The sequence below is a fragment of the Agromyces sp. Marseille-Q5079 genome (genome assembly GCF_051016555.1).
In the GTDB taxonomy this organism is placed as follows: Bacteria; Actinomycetota; Actinomycetes; order Actinomycetales; family Microbacteriaceae; genus Agromyces.
This window is the reverse complement of the sequence record NZ_JBPEJF010000001.1, coordinates 612,559-627,671: the sequence shown is the minus strand read 5'-3', so window position 1 is coordinate 627,671 and position 15,113 is coordinate 612,559. Positions and strand designations below refer to the sequence as shown.

At 67.7% G+C, this 15,113-nt stretch carries 7 protein-coding genes; all 7 read right to left on the bottom strand.

Features of this window, described 5'->3' with window-relative positions:
• From ACR3IO_RS02875 to drmD, 7 genes are read right to left on the bottom strand one after another with little or no spacing between them, the layout of a single operon-like run.
• Positions 1-891 (bottom strand): HNH endonuclease, encoded by an 891-nt coding sequence (locus ACR3IO_RS02875; protein ID WP_434069649.1) that lies wholly within the window; start codon positions 889-891, stop codon positions 1-3.
• Positions 888-1,310, bottom strand: coding sequence for a very short patch repair endonuclease (locus tag ACR3IO_RS02870; RefSeq protein WP_434069648.1), 423 nt, complete (start codon positions 1,308-1,310; stop codon positions 888-890). The genes ACR3IO_RS02875 and ACR3IO_RS02870 overlap by 4 nt, the downstream gene beginning before the upstream one ends.
• Positions 1,303-1,995: a DISARM system phospholipase D-like protein DrmC gene (gene drmC, locus ACR3IO_RS02865; RefSeq protein ID WP_434069647.1), complete on the bottom strand. Its 693-nt coding sequence runs from the start codon at positions 1,993-1,995 to the stop codon at positions 1,303-1,305. Before drmC ends, ACR3IO_RS02870 begins: the two co-directional genes overlap by 8 nt.
• Before the next feature lie 29 nt (positions 1,996-2,024).
• The gene (gene drmB, locus ACR3IO_RS02860) at positions 2,025-4,169 is read right to left on the bottom strand and encodes a DrmB family protein (protein ID WP_434069646.1); all 2,145 of its coding nucleotides are present in this window, start codon (positions 4,167-4,169) and stop codon (positions 2,025-2,027) included.
• Positions 4,166-7,849 carry a DISARM system helicase DrmA gene (gene drmA / locus ACR3IO_RS02855; RefSeq protein ID WP_434069645.1) on the bottom strand — a complete coding sequence of 1,228 codons (3,684 nt, stop codon included), beginning with the start codon at positions 7,847-7,849 and terminating at the stop codon, positions 4,166-4,168. The genes drmB and drmA overlap by 4 nt, the downstream gene beginning before the upstream one ends.
• Before the next feature lie 11 nt (positions 7,850-7,860).
• The gene (locus ACR3IO_RS02850) at positions 7,861-11,898 is read right to left on the bottom strand and encodes an Eco57I restriction-modification methylase domain-containing protein (RefSeq protein WP_434069644.1); all 4,038 of its coding nucleotides are present in this window, start codon (positions 11,896-11,898) and stop codon (positions 7,861-7,863) included.
• Positions 11,888-15,091 carry a DISARM system SNF2-like helicase DrmD gene (drmD, locus tag ACR3IO_RS02845; RefSeq protein ID WP_434069643.1) on the bottom strand — a complete coding sequence of 1,068 codons (3,204 nt, stop codon included), beginning with the start codon at positions 15,089-15,091 and terminating at the stop codon, positions 11,888-11,890. Before drmD ends, ACR3IO_RS02850 begins: the two co-directional genes overlap by 11 nt.
• Positions 15,092-15,113 lie beyond the last annotated feature (22 nt).

Genomic DNA, 15,113 nt, shown 5'->3' with positions numbered 1-15,113 from the left:
CTAGGCCGCGAACGCGGCGAACCTTTCAGCGAGGCTGTCGCGAGAAGGCCACTCGACACGCCGCTTCGGCACCACGAGCTTCCGCCCGTGCATGTCCTGCAGCCCGTGCCGCAGCATCGGCCCGTCGATCTCGTCGAGCAGGTCGCGGTCGATCCGCACTTCGTAATCCGGCGTGATGCCGAGCAGGTTGCGGTCGTACGAGGCATGGTGGATCTTGCAGAGCGCGAGGCCGTTCGTCACCTGGGCGAGACCGCCGAGTTCGGTATCGCCGATGATGTGTGCGGCGTCGAGGAGTTCCGCGTGCTTCAGTGAGCAGACCGCGCAGGTCGCCTGGTAGGCGCGCATGATCCTGGCCCGGAACATCGGCTGGTGCAACCGTTCGCGTACGGCGCGCTCGGCGTACCGACGTTCGTCGCCCGTCATGTTGAGCGGGTCGCCGAAGAAGCGGAACGTTTCGTCGAGCGCGAGGTGCACGCTCCGGAGTTCCGGGTCGTCGTGGACGATGTACACCGGGTAGTAGGCGACGAAGTAGCCGCTTCGCACGCCGTGGAAGTAGGCGAGCGGCTCGTTGTGCTCGTATGCACGCCTGAGTTTGACGTTGTCGCCGCCGTCTTTCGATTGGTACGAGTAGCGAACGAGTCCATCGGGCCGGATCTCGTCGTCGTAGCCGTGCGACTTCGAGCTCGTCATCACGGTGAGGGTCGCGTCGAAGTCGCGAGGGTTCCGGATGCCGCGGGCAGTATCGAGCAGCGGAATCCGTTCGCCCAGGTAGGTGTAGTTCTCGAGTTCGTCGCGGCTCAGTTCGTACGCCCCGGCGCCCAGCTTCTCATCGAGCCAGCGGAACACATCTTCGCGAATCGCTCGCTGCTCGATCTCGGGTCGCATTCTCATGCTCGTCCTTCCTCGATGGCCTGGGCGATAGCGAGCGCGACGTCGTCGGCCGCCTCGTGCTCCCAGAAACGCAGAACCCGCCAACCCGCTTCCTGGAGCCGCCGATCGGTATCCCGATCGCGTTCGATGTTCGCAGCCAGCTTGGGTCCCCAGTACTCCGCGTTGCGCTTCGGGTGCGTTGCGTGTTCGGGGCATCCGTGCCAGAAGCATCCGTCGATGAACACCGCGAGGCGGGCGCGAGTGAAGACGATATCGGCGCGGCGTCGCCGCAGCCCGGGGAGCGGCGCGTAGTCCACCCGGTAGCGCAACCCGCGGGCATGCAGGATCCGCCGCACGGCGAGTTCGGTCGACGTATCGCGCCGCTTGTTGGCGAGCATCGACCGGCGGGTGCCCTCCGAGGTCGCCCACGACTCAGCCATCGGACGAGTGCGGGGGATCGAGCGCGTACAGGTGGCCCTCGTTGTAGAGCGACGAGAACCGCTGTCGCATCACGGAGGCGAATCCGGAGTCGCGAATGAGCACCCCGGCTTCGAGGTTCTTCTCGTGCGCCGCCTCGGAGAGATTCGCGCTGGTGATGAAGGCGACTCGCGAGTCGACGATGACGACCTTGGAATGCTGGATGCCTCCGTTGGGACCGGGTTGGAACCCGAGGAACTTTGCGCCGACGAGTTTCTGCTGCAGCCACGCAGCGGTCTCACCACGGTTCATTTTCGGGTCCACGAGCAGAGTCGTCTTGACTCCGCGGGCGACGGCACGCCACAGCGCTTTCAGATACGCGGAGTTCGGGCTCGCCGAATAGGTCGACGCGAACACATCCTGAGTCGCCTCGTCGATCAGGTGCGCCACGGCGGCGGTCGTGTGGTCCCCGTCACCGATGAACGTCGGTCCGCTCCACACTGCGCGCAGGTCGGTTCCGTTCGCAACAGCTGCAGCCGAGAACCCCCGAAGCACCGCCGCCAGGTGGTCGGGTCCGAGCAGCGCGAAGCACTCGCCGAGCAGATTCCGCGCAGAACTCGGCGGAGGAGGCAACGTCGATGCTGCCTTGGCGAGGCTACCGTCGATCTCGAGGCTCGACGCGACCTTCAACGCGAGCGAGGGCGACACGACTCTCGCGAGTTGCTCGATCGGCGTTGTCACTGCGACTCCAGCGCCCCGAGATCGACGCCGGTCAGCAGGGGCGCGAGTCCCTGCGATCCCGCGTTCAGATCGAGCACGAACCGGCGATCGAGGAATCGGTTGGCTCGTTCGCACGACGTCTCCGAGAGGAAGCCGCAGAAGTGGCAGGCTGCTCCGTGCAGGAAGTCCTCTTGATCCTTCGGAACGCGATGCGCGCAGATCGGGTCCGATGAGCAGCGCTGGGCGCGGTGCAGCGCCTCGAGCACGACTTCTTCGAGCCGCTCGGTGCGGGCGAGGTCGACGAGGCCGCCGAGGGTACCCTCGCTGTCGGGCGACGTGGTTGTGATCAGGATGCCGGCGGCGGGCGCCCGATCGTCGGTCTCGCGCCAGGCGTAGATCCGCTCCGAGAGCGACGCCGATCCGTAGCCGCTCGACATCGCCATCTCGCGGATGAGCAGGTGCGAGAGGGTGTGGAGTGCCCAGTATCGGGGCGGTGGCATCCGTTCGTCGGGGTCGAGCTCCGCGGTGGTGCGGCTCTGCCGTCGGGCGAGGTTGCGCTCGTGCGCGGCGACGTGTGCGGCCCACACATCCGAGTGCAGTACGGATTCCTCCCATGCGGCGACCACCGGCTCGGAGATTCGGATGAACACGCCTTCGCCGCGGTCTTCGGTCGCCGGCACCCACTTGGGTTTGCCCGACAGCGCGATCGGGGCGATGCGCGCCGCGTCGTCGCCGACGCGGTCGAACGCGTCGATCCTGGTGAACCCGATGAATGCGTTGGCCTTGCGGATGCGGTCGACGGCGATCACCTCGAGCAGCGCGTCGCCCAACGATGCGGCGACCGGCACCGGGTGCACCTTGAACCCGTTGCGCTGGTCTTCCGCGAGGAACTCGTCGGGGTGCGTCAGCGTCTGCCACTCGGGCACGAGCAGGTGGTTCGGGTCGTAGCCGACCGGCCCGGCAGCGGCAGGCACGAGCGGCGGCAGCTCGCCCTTGGCGACCTGGATCGCCTGCCAGAGGTCGTCATCGGTGATTCCGGCGAACTTCGACGTCATGTGCTCGGAGGCGAACTCGCGCCACGACTGCACCGAGGCGAGCGACGTCAGCTTGGCGACCAGGGCGGGCGGAAGTCCCATCACCTCATCGACGGTGTCGGCCGGCTTCGGTTCCTTGCGCGACGGCAGCACGAGCACGCCGATCGTCGCTGGGAACCACTGGTTCGCCGCGCCGAGCAGCATCAGCCGCACTTCGCCTTTGCACGGGTCGCTCGCAGAGGCGAACGATGGCAGATGCGGGTGGCGTCCACGGCAATTCGGCAGCGAGGCCTCTCCGCCGGCGCGGGTGAGCTCGGCGATGTTGCGCGAGGCGTCGCACTGCACGCAGACGATCGACACCTGCGGCCCGAGGTTGGAGCGCCATTCGCGCATCCTCATCTGCGGATTGGCGACGCACTCCTTGCGGTTGCCGTCGGCGCCGTGGATCCACTCGTTGTAGGGGAATTCGTCGAGGTGGCCGTTGGTGCACGCGATGAGATATCGGGCGGGCACCGCGACGCGGTCGAACCCTTTGCTCGGTCCCTTGAACCGTCCCTTGCATTTGCGGTGGAAGAACCGCGCCATGTCGGGCCGATGCTTGCGGGTGTTCTCGAACTCGAACACGTTCGCCGATACGGGGGCGAGCAGGTCGCATCCGGTGCAGCGCAGCCATTGGGGGAACACGCGGGTCGGAATGCCGATCGGGGTGGTGTCGCCGCCCAGAACATCGGGCAGCCAGGGTGGCTGCCGCAGCTCGCCGACCTGCGACCCGAGCTGACGGCGCACGGCCTCGATGAGGCGCGGCACCAACACGAGCGATGGTTCGCCGCCCATGCGTGCGTAGGCATTGTCCCACGCATCGATGCCCTGCGGCATGACGGCGATGTGCGGCAGGTCGACGGAGGAACCGATGCCCGAGGTGTAGAGCATCGCGCTCGGTCGGATCGAGCCGACGCGGGCCCGGTTCTTCGGCTTGATCGAAGTCTCGAGGAACGGGTCGGCGACATCGCCTGCGATGCCGACCGCCGCGACCGCGGCCGCGGCACCGACGGCAGCATCGGAGTCCCCAACGGCATCGGCGACGGCAGCGGGGCCAGCGGATGCCTCGGTGCGCTCGTTCTCGGTCACTTGGCATCCTTCTTCGGGGTGAACGTCCATTTCGGCGTCGCTGCGGAGACCGGCTCGGCCAGCTTGGCTGGGAACGGCGAAACCAGCAGGTCGATCTCGGGTTGCACCTCGCGCATCGAGTTCGCGACCTGGAACAGCCGCTCGCCGGCTTCGCCGATCGCATCTTCGGGGCTCGTGAGGAGCGGCACCACATGCTGTTTCGGCAGGGTCTTGCGGGCGTAGGTCAGCCCGCCGCCCTGTGCGTCGGAGCGCTCGGTCCACTCGTCGAGGCGCAGCACGAGTTTGCTCTTCGCCTGCTCCGCCGCGTGCTCGTCGCCGGCCTGGGCGACGCGTGCGACGAGCTCGTCGACGAGCCGGTCCACGGTCGCGCGACGATGGGCGATGCGCCCGGCGCCAGCGACGGAGTCGGGCGAGAGCGACGACCCCACCCCCGTGCTCGCGTCGATGACGCGAGCTGCCGACACGATGAGTCCGGTCAGTCCGCGTTCGAGCGAGGCATCCGAGAACGGGGTGACCGACAGCGCTTCGACGTTGGCGTAGAAGGTGTCGTGGTAATGCTCGAACTGCTCGTAGTGCGCCATATCGCGCGGTCGCGACCGGTTCGCCAGCGTGACGACGAGGCCGGGCTTGCCCGACTCGCGTCCGACGCGCGACGACGCCTGAATGTACTCGGCGGTGTTCTTGGGCTGCCCGACGATGAGCATGAGGCCGAGGCGCGGCACGTCGACGCCGACCTGCAGCATCGAGGTGGCGAGCACGACGTCGAACGGCCGATCCCGCCAGGGCACGTCTTCACCGGCCGCCCGTCGAGCGTTGAGCGCCGCGCGACCGGCCGTGGTGTCGGCATCCGCGTCGAATGGTACTGCGAGGTGCGTCAGCGTCTTGCCGATGTCGGTCGACGAGATGCGGGAGGTGAGCTCGCCGATCTCGAGCGGAGTGCGCCGCCGAGGGTATCCGCTCGCCTTGTCGGGGTTGCTGACGCGCGTCGTGACGTCGTCTTCGAGGTAGCGCCGCATGCCGGCGAGTTCGCGCGTGGCCGAGAAGTAGTCGACGAGCGTCAGGTACGGCTCGGCGGCCGCGCCGTGCTCGTCGAAGAGCTGCTGGCCGGCGAGCAGCAGAATCTCGCTGAGCCGGATCTCGGCGAGCGTGAGCCGCGCACCGTGCAGGCAGACGCCGAGGTACTTGCGTCCGGGGGCTTCGTCGAGCGGCACCTCCTTCGAGAAGAACGTGTCGCTGACGCTGAGCACCTGCGGCGGGAACACCTCGACCTGGCGCGCGTAGAGCCGCTGCACCTGCTCGCCGGCTTTGCGCACGGTCGCGGTTGAGGCGATCACGAGCGGCTTCACTGGCTTCGCGGATGTCTCGTCGCCGGTCTTCCAACTCGAGAGCACGTCGATGGCGCCTTCGAAGAGCCCGACGGCGGTGCCGAGTGCGCCGGTGATGAGGTGCAGCTCGTCTTGGATGATCAGGTCGGGTGGGCGAAGCCGGCCGACGGTGGTCACCTGCGTCGGCGGGTAGGTGCGTCCGTGCGTCTTGTTCTGGTTGTGGTGTTCGGCACCGCAGACGGATGCATCGGTGTCGGGGTGCTTGTACCCGTGCCGCGGGCAACGCTTCGACACGTACCCGAAAAGGCTCGCGGCTTCGCCTTCGCGGGCGAGGCGGGCGAACTTGTCGACCGTGGCGAGCAGGAAGGTCGGCGGGTGCCGGTAGATCTCGTCGTCGACGGTGAGTACTGGAAGCCCCTCGCCAGCTGCGCCGCCCGCCGAGAACGGGCAGCCAGAACGGCGGTCGCCGCAGTAGACGCGGATGCGTTTCGCGACGTCGTCGGCCTCGACGTTACCCTTGGGGTTGATCGCCGTGCCGCACCAGGGGCAGTGGCCGAACTGCAGGGCGGTGAGACCGAAGGCCGCACCGTCGGACTCGAGCACGTGCTTGACCTGCTCGGCCGCCTCGGCGTACCGCTTGGGGCTCACGCTCGACCCGACCCAGAGCCCGATGCGGAACGGCACCGATCCCCACATGGCCGGGTCTTCGAGCCGCACGAGCTCGGCCGCGCACATGAGGGTGGTCGCGCGGATGAACTGCTGCGACGTGAGCAGGCGCAGCGTGTACCGCATGAGCACGGCGACGCCGTCGCCGCCGTCGAGCAGGCCCTCGGGGGTCTCGACCTTGCCTTGGAGTCGACGGATACCGAACGTGAACGCCGCGAGCCCGAGATACGCCTCGGTCTTGCCGCCACCGGTCGGGAAGAACAGCAGCTCCGCGCGGGGGAAGTCGGAGGAGCGGCGCACATGCGTCGGGTCGACGACCGCGGGCAGCTGCATGAGGATGAACGCGAGCTGGAACGCGCGCCACGATGCGGCCTTGTCGCCACGCGCGTCGACCTCGGCGACGGCTTCGGCGATCTTCAGCGCCGGTTGCTCGATGCGCAGCGCGGCGACCTGCGAACGCAGTCGCTGATCGCGCATCGTGCGGTTCATGAACCAGAACGCTCGCTGAGCCTGCTCGTTGGAGGCGAGCAGTTCGAGACCCTGCCCGAGTCGTTTCAGGGCGGCCTCTCCGTCGGCGATTCCGATCGCGCCCTCGACGCGGAGATGCTCTGGCAGGCCGTCGTTCGCAGCGCCCTGCTCGACGAGCCACGCCCCGTACTCGTCGACCAGCGGCTGCAGAGCGGCGCGGAGCTCGTCTGGTGTCGACTCCATCAGCGCGCGCATGCTCAGCACAACGCCGGGCACCTCCGGCGCGCGGGTCTGCGGAACCTCCGCGGTCGGCAGCCAGGTCGTGCGCACCGAGGCAGCGCGGCGTGGGGTGGAAGCGTCGACATTCCAGGTGGCCGAAGCCGTTCGGCCCACGGCGAACTCGAGTCGATCGCGGTAGAGCAGGTCGAGGCGACGCACCTCGTCGTCGCGCGAACCTCTCGGTTTCTCGAGGTCGTCGCGAGTCGGCAGGAATACAGCGGATGTCGCGTCGATGGCCGTGGCCTCGAGCTCGGCCTGGAACAGCCAGAGCTTCGGCGGAAGTTCCCGCCCGGTGACGGCGACGTTGAGCAGCGCGGCTTCGACGACCCGACGGCCTTCGTAGTCGAACACCTCGACGGAGACCGACACCTGCTCGCCGCCCAGGTTCGAGACGCGGTGCGACTCCCCGGCCGGGATGGCGGCGAGGTCCACGTCGAACGACTCGGCGAACGCCGTGCGGTCGTAGTAGGTCTGGTTCCGGCCGTTCTCGTCGAGCTCGCGACGCGAGTCGTAGCGACCCCAGCGTGCGGTGAAGCGCAGACGATCCGTGTCAGCCGCGACCTGGAAGCGCAGGCCCATCGACGACGGCGCGATGATCTTCGACTCGGGGCCGCGGTCTTCATCGGGCTCGGTGGGGGAGGCCTCACCGGCGGATTCCTCGTCGTCGGCGGGAACTCCCTGCACTTCGTGGGCTGTGCTGAGGTCGGCGACCGCGAGGGTCTCGTCGTTGCGAACATCGTCGAGCGACGTCGCCGCCGCCGACGGTGCGGGTGCAGCGGATGCCTGGCCCTCGAGCAGCGAGATCGGCGCGAGCGCACCGGCGAGATACCGGGCGCGTGGGGTGCCGACGATCGTCTCATCGGCGCCGCCCCATGGGCCGACGAGATCGCGGTCGAGGAGATCGAGCAACTCGTCTCGCACCTGCTCTGAGGTGACTGGCATCGGGTCGCTCATCAGAACATCGCTCCTTCGGGCTTCTCGGACTCCTCGAGGCTCTTGCCGCGCTTCGCCTTCTTCGGGTTCTGCTGCGCCTCGATCGCCGCGCGCCGGTGGTTCTCCTCGAGTAGACGGTCGAGGATCTCGACGCGGGCCGCCGGGCTCACGGTCCACCGTTCCATCTGCCGGTAGGTGTGGAATCCGTGATCGAGCGGAATGTCGATCCACCCATAGGCCTCCATCACCGCCTCGTCGATCTGCACGTGGATCGAACGGATGAGATCGACATCGGCGTCGCCCTGCACATCGGGCGAGTTCACGAGGTTATACAGCGCGGTGAGTCCGAGCTGGCGTCGCAGCATTATTTCGCGACGATCCCGGTCGAGTGTGATTCCACTGAGCGACGCGGTTTGCGGGGGTAGCGGAAAGGTCTCCAACACGTCTGAAGGCGTGTATCTCGTTCCGTTTCCGAGAGTGGAGCCGTAGGCAATCGCCCACAGCTGGTGAAGCGACGAGGACAAGGTCGCCTGGAATGCGATGGAATCTTCGGCGAAGACCACAACGGCTTCGCTTGCAAGGGCATCCGTCGAAATGCGCACAGGTATCACAGTCTTTGTGTGCCGCGCGATGGCAAGAACTTCTAGCAGGCCGTCGGTCGCCGCCCGAAGGGCAGGCCGCTTCTCAGCATGCTGCCACCATCGCTGCGGTAGTGGCTTGCGCAATACGAACTGTCCGTCGGGGCGAGTGCGCTGTCGTTCCGGCTTGACAAGCTCTTCGATCCTCGCGAACGGTTGGGCAAACATCATCGATTCCGCCAAGGAGCGAGCGTTGAAGTCGATGATCCATCGGGAGGGCGAGCAATCAGGACGAGAGTTGAGATCGTCTCCGGTCAAGAAGGGGCGAATGATCTCGTCATTTCGACGGTCATTCGCTACGAAGCTTTCGGCCTCTTCGCGATCGAGAATGAAGCCCATACCGAGGGGTTTTCCGCCTTCGAACGCGATCCCGGAATTGCTTGCAAGGCGTCGTGGTGTGCCGCCCACCGCACCCGCGGGTTCGAGCAGGCTGCTGATCTTCCTCGTCCGGACTCCATCAGCGAACCTGGCGAAGTCCTCGCGTACCTCGCCATGTGTCCCCCAGATCGCGGCATAGTCGAGGTTCGCGCTCGAAGAGGGCCACGGCCGCGACTGGACGGCTCGAATTATCTCGAAGCCGCTCGCGCTCATCTGATCCAGCCCGACCTCGCGACTATCTCCTTGTGCGACGGTCTTTGTAGCAATCAGTCCGATGAACCCATCGTGACGTAGGAGTGCCGCGGCACGGAGGAGGAAATAGGCAACAAGGTCAGCACGGCCCCCTGAGTTTTCTGACGCGATGACCACAGACAACCAGTCCCGAGCGTTTGTCCCCATGGCGCCAGAAATCTTCGTCCCCCCGAGGAACGGCGGGTTTCCGATGATCGCGTCGAAGCCGTTGTGGTCGTGGACGACGTCGGGCGCTTCGATGATCCAGTGCAGCGGCTTCCAGCGGGCTTCGCCCGTGTCGACGGTCGGGGTGAGTCCGGCGTCGATGATCGCGTCGAGCCGTCGACGTTCGCCGGCTGAACGGTCGGCTGGGTACGCGTCACGAAGCGCCTCTGCGAGTTCGTCGTAGCGCTCCTCGAGCTTGCGTCCGGGCTTGCCACCCTCGAGCAGGCCCGCGGCGATGATGCCATCGGCGACATCGCGTAGGGTTGCGGTCGCCTCCCTCGACTGGGCGAGCAGCGCGCGCTTCGCGCGGGTCGAGCGCATGCGATCCGTGTCGTCGACCTGACCTGAGGCGAGTTCGCGGCGAAGCCGCGAGGCATCCGCGAGCTCCTTCACAACGTTGAACGAGCCAAGCTGACGCGACGCTGTAATTTCGGGGTAGATGTGCTGCGCCTTCAGCTGCGCCTCGGTCGTGACCCCGAGCAGCGAGTTGCCGTGGAAGACGCGGTCGTCGACGAACGAGAACGGTTTGCCGGGGTCCATCGAGATGAGCCATAGCGAGAGCTTGCACATCTCCACGGCCATGCCGTTGATGTCGGCGCCGTAGAGGCAGCGGGCGACGATCTCGCGCACTGCCCAGCGCTTGAGGTCGGACTCTGCGGTGACGTCCATACCCTCCTTAGCTCGCGCCTCGATGAGGCGATCGGCGAGATATCGGGCCGCGGCGACTAGGAACGCGCCCGAGCCGGCGGCGATGTCGGCGACCTTGAGGTCGAGGATCTCGGCCGACGACTTCAGCACCCACTCGTCGGAATTCTCGGTGTCGAGCGGTCCAGGGGAGTAGACGAGCGGCTCGAGGGCGTGCAGCACGACCTCCTCGGCGAGCGAGCGAGGCGTGTAGTGCGTGCCGGTGTTCGCGCGCTGCGACGACTCGGTCATGACGAGCCCGCGCGCGGGTACGACATAGGGGAAGCCGCGCAAGTCGTCGCGGATGAGCGCATGGAAGGGCTCCAGCCGGCCGGCGAGCTCGTCGTCGCCGAGCAGCGCGTGGCGGAGGCGGGTGCGGGCGTCGGCCGCGGCATCCGAGTCGGTCGTGCCGAAGGCCTTCGCGATCTGACCGGCGGTGCGCGACTTGGCATGCTCCTGGGTCTTCTTCAGGTGCACGACGAGCTCGTCGCCGAACTCCTTGGGGCTCGAGGCGGCTGCCGCGATCTGTTCGAGCTCCCGCAGCGGGATCTCGGGCTCGAAACCGGCCTTGCCGTGCAGGCCCACGGTCACCTCGGGCACGTATTCGGCAGAGTAGCCGAGCAGTCCCTCGTAGACGTAGCCGATCTGCTCGACGTCGAGGTCGCGGAACGAGAGCTGCATCGCGCCGTCTTCGATCGTCTGCACCGCGCGGAGGACCGCGAGCATCGCCCGGTCGGTGAGGCGAACCTGCAAGCGCCCCTGCGCATCCGTCGCCTGCAGCCACGGGAAACGGTCGGGGTCGAAGAGGGATCCTCCGTAGGCGGGCATCCGCGCATCGGGGTACGAGACTCCGCCGTAGACCGCATTGCTCGCGGCGAGCAGCCGGTGCCAGGCCTCCCACGAGTGATCGAGCGCCTCGGGCGAGCCGGCCTCGGTCGCCTCGGCCTGCAGGCGGGTGCGGAGGTCGGCGATCGCGTACGACGACCGGTACAGGTCGTGCTCGGGGAGCAGCCCACGCTCCTCGGCGAAGAGGAGGAAGACGATGCGCATGAGCATCGTCACCGCGCCCTCGTACACGATCCTCGGGTCATCCGGCAGCGGCGATGCGTCGGCCTGCGCGAGGGCGCGGAGATGCGTATCCGACATCGACTGCAGCACGAGCTCGACCGCACGGCGCACCTGGTCGCCGAGCGCGACGGTGATCTGCTCGGCGCTCGCGACGCTCTCGGTGAACAGCAGTGGGAGCCGCTTCTCAGGCGGACCGGCGATCGACATGAAACTCGCGAGAGCGAAGAACGCATCTCGGCTTGGACGCTCGACCCGCCAGAGGTCGGAGTCCCAGATGCCGCTGGCCGTCGTAACGTCTTTCGTCGCCGAGACCAGGGCCCACCAGCGGCCGTCTGTGACGATTCCGATCGAGATGCCGGTCTTGCGGAGCAGGGCGGCCATGCGGTCGATCGCATTCGCAGACCACCCGTCGGAGCCGACCGCGCGCAGGTTCTCTGTGCGCTCCACCACCGTGACCAGGGCTGCAGGGGTGTCATCGGTGCTCAGCGCCGCCCACGGGGAGACCGTGACCACACCATTCGGCGAGTGCACCTCGATGCCCGACGGGGCGAGTTGCAGGTCGTCCGACCAGTCGAGCAGGGTGCGCAGCACGGCCTCGACCCATCGGTCGCGCGCTTCCGCATAGGCATCGGGCGTGTTCGTCGTGGCCGCCCATACGGTCGACCACCGCACGAACTCCGCGGTGAAGGTCGCATTCACGTCGTCGACGGACTCATCGGCCTTGGGTAGACCCGAGGGATAGAACAACTTCAGCGCCGCCTTTGACAAGAACGGCCCGTCAGCGTCGATCAGCGTCAGCCACTCCCATTCGGGGTTCTTGGATCTAGCGGCCACCAGCGGACTCCAGCTTCTTCACGTCATCGGGGGTCAGGGCGAACACGAGGGCGGCGACGAACGTATGCGCCTGCACGTCGTGGTACCGGCGCTCGACGGAGTCGCGTTCCGCACGCTGCTCATCGTCGAGGGCCGAGAGACGCGCGCGAACCCGGGCGAGGTCCTTCTCGCGCTGCTGCTTCTCTTCGACGAGCTGGAACAGCATCTCCTCGCCCGCCCGACGCGCCTCGTCCGCCGCTGAGAGCGTGCCCTGGAGCGTGGCGCGGAAGCGGTCGAAGATCTCGTCGACTGCGCCGAGGTCGGCCTCGCGCCGAACGTCGAGGCTCTCCTCGACCTCGTGCTGCAAGCGGTCGGCCCGGCGGCGTACCGCCTCGGCGACCCGGGCTCCGACCCCGTCGGGGTCGCCCGCATCGGTGTTCCAGCGCGAGGCGATCATGCGTCGCGTAGCTTCGCCGGGCGCCGAGAGTCTCGAGCCGTCGAGCGCTTCGGCGAGCAGGGTCTCGGCCTTCTCCATACCGAGCTCCTGCCGCTTCGAGAGCCGTGTGCCCGCGAGGAACACCTCCTCGTGCAACCGCACGCCCCCCTCGCCGACGAGCACGAGCCGGGCGACGCCGGCCGCGAACGACTGATCGAGACCATCGACGACGACGGCGCTGACGCCGCGGATCTGATCCGTGCGGGTCCACACCTGCCCGCGGAGCTCGCGGGCCGCGCGCTGCACGAGCGGGTGCCCGAGATGCGCGTAGACCACGTCGGTCCGGTGTCGCGCCCGACCTTCGTCGAACGTGATCGGCCGGAGCGCCCCCGGAGCGAGTCGCGTGTCGAGGCCGGCGAGCGCGGGCACCCAGGTTCGCGAGAGTCCGGACGGCACCTCGAAGACGCGCGCCACCTCTTGCATATCGCCGACCTCGACGAGCTCGGGCTGACCCGACACGCGAAGGCCCTCCTCGAACACGCGCAGCAGGTTTCCCTCGTGCAAGTGCATCCGATCGCGAGAGCCCTCGAGGCGCTCGGCGAGGCGGGTCAGGCTGCGACCGAGCGATCGCTCGGCCTGCAGCGCGCGGTTGATGACCTGCTCACCGGCATCCGACTTCACCTTTCGTGCTGGCCCGTCACCGAACCCGAGCTCGCGCTGGAGGTCGGGTGCGATGATCTCGGGCGCCGAAACGCCATCGTGCTCGGAGTTCGCGATCTTGCTCGCCAAGCGCGCGAGCAGGTCGGTGTCTTTGGCGTAGGGGGTCGGGTTCGACTTCGCGGCGCGCGGATTCCAGACCAGGGGCGTCTCGGTCTGGCCGAAGCGGTCGATGCGGCCGATGCGCTGCTCGAGGCGATTCGGATTGAACGGAATGTCGAAGCTCACCAGGCGGTGGCAGTAGCTCTGCAGGTCGATGCCCTCGCCCGCGGCATCCGTCGCCAGGAGGATTCGAACCTGCTCCTCACCAGGCGGTGCGGTGAACCGAGCGCGGATCTCTTCGCGAGTTTCGGCGTCGACCGACCCGTCGATGATCGCGAGACGTTCGCCGCCGAGCCCTCGCGACTCCAGGACGTCGCGCAGCCACTCGAGTGTGGACACGTACTCGGTGAAGACGACGATGCGCTCATCGCCCCAGCCGAGGCCCGGCACCATCAGTTCGCCGTCGATCAGATGCAGCAGCGCGTCGAGCTTGGAGTCGGGGCGGCCCTCGTATCGGTTGCCCCAGGTGATGAGCTGCTCGAGTTCCGCGACATCCTGCGAGGTCAATGCGACCTGTGCGCGCTTGGCCGAACGCAGGGCCTCGAGCTCCGGCTGTTCGAGACGGCCCTCTTCCTCGTCGGATGCCTCGTCGCCGAGCACGTCGTCGTAGTCGGGCAGCTGCACGGCGTCGTCACCGCGCGCCGCCAGGTACGCCTCGGCGGTGCTCGCGAACGCCACAGGCGAGGAGAAGAAGCGCTTCTTCAGGATCAGCGTTGCGAGGTCGGATGCTCGCCTGCCGCGCTCCTGCTTGACGGCCTGGGTGCGGCGGCGCGTGAACGCGATGAGCTGGTCGTACGCATCGGACTCGTCGTCGGACGGATCGAAGACGAGCTGCCTGACCTCCCGCAACATGAAGCCCTCTTCGGGCAGGTCGCGCTTGAGTCGCCGAACGGCGACCTGCTTCAGCGCTTCCTCGTCGAGATCGGCGCCGCGGGCGAACCGCTGCGGATCGATCATCTCGAGCAGCGCCGTGAACGATTCGGTGTAGCCGTTGTGCGGCGTCGCGCTGAGGAACAGGCGGTGCTCGCAAAGCTCGGCCAGCCGGCGAACGGAGATCGTGCGCTGGCTGTCGACCGCGTACCGGGGCGCGTCGCCGCTCGAGCTCCGGCTGGGCGTCGACGGTGCGACGTGGTGCGCCTCGTCGACGACGAGCACGTCGAACGCGCGGCGGTCGGCGGTGCGAGCGTCGTTCACACTCGCGTAGACCTCTTCGAGCATGCGCTCGGCGCGCGGCGACGGCAGCCACGACATCGACACGATCACGCGCGGGTAGACCTTGAACGGGTTCGCGTGCACGCCGAAGGTGCGGCGGAACGTCTTCATGGTCTCGGAGTTGACGATCTCGAAGTGCAGGCCGAACTTGTCGCGCAGCTCCTCCTGCCACTTGATGACGAGGCCGGCAGGGCAAACGACGATCACCGAGCGGGCGCGGTGACGCAGCAGCAGCTCCTGGATCACCAGGCCGGCCTCGATGGTCTTGCCGAGGCCCACATCGTCGGCGAGCAGCATGTTCGCTCGGGGGCTGTCGATCGCGCGTCGCAGCGGCTCGAGCTGGTAGGCCTCGACCGAGGCGCTGCTGCGGAACGGAGCCTGCAGCGTCTTCGGGTCCGCACTCGTCAGCGCGCCCCAACGGAGCGCGTCGACGTAGGCCGCGAACGTCTTCGGGTCGTCGAACCGGTCGGCATGGATCGTCTCGGGCAGACCCTGCTCGCGCACGACGCTGCGGCCGGGTTCGAGCTCCCAGATCACCGTGAGCTCCCGCCCGTAGTGCTCCTCTTCGATCGACTGCATCGTCACGGCGTGCTGCAGCTCGGCCGTGCCGTCGTCGGCGCTGGAACGCGGGAGCGACTGCGCCGAGACATCCGTCACCGACCAGCGCGCGCCGCGCACGTTCACGAGATTGCCGATCTCGGGAACCTCGTTCGATGCGGTTCCGGTCGACTCGATGGTCGCTTCCACGTGGTGCTCCTCGCCGGTAGGT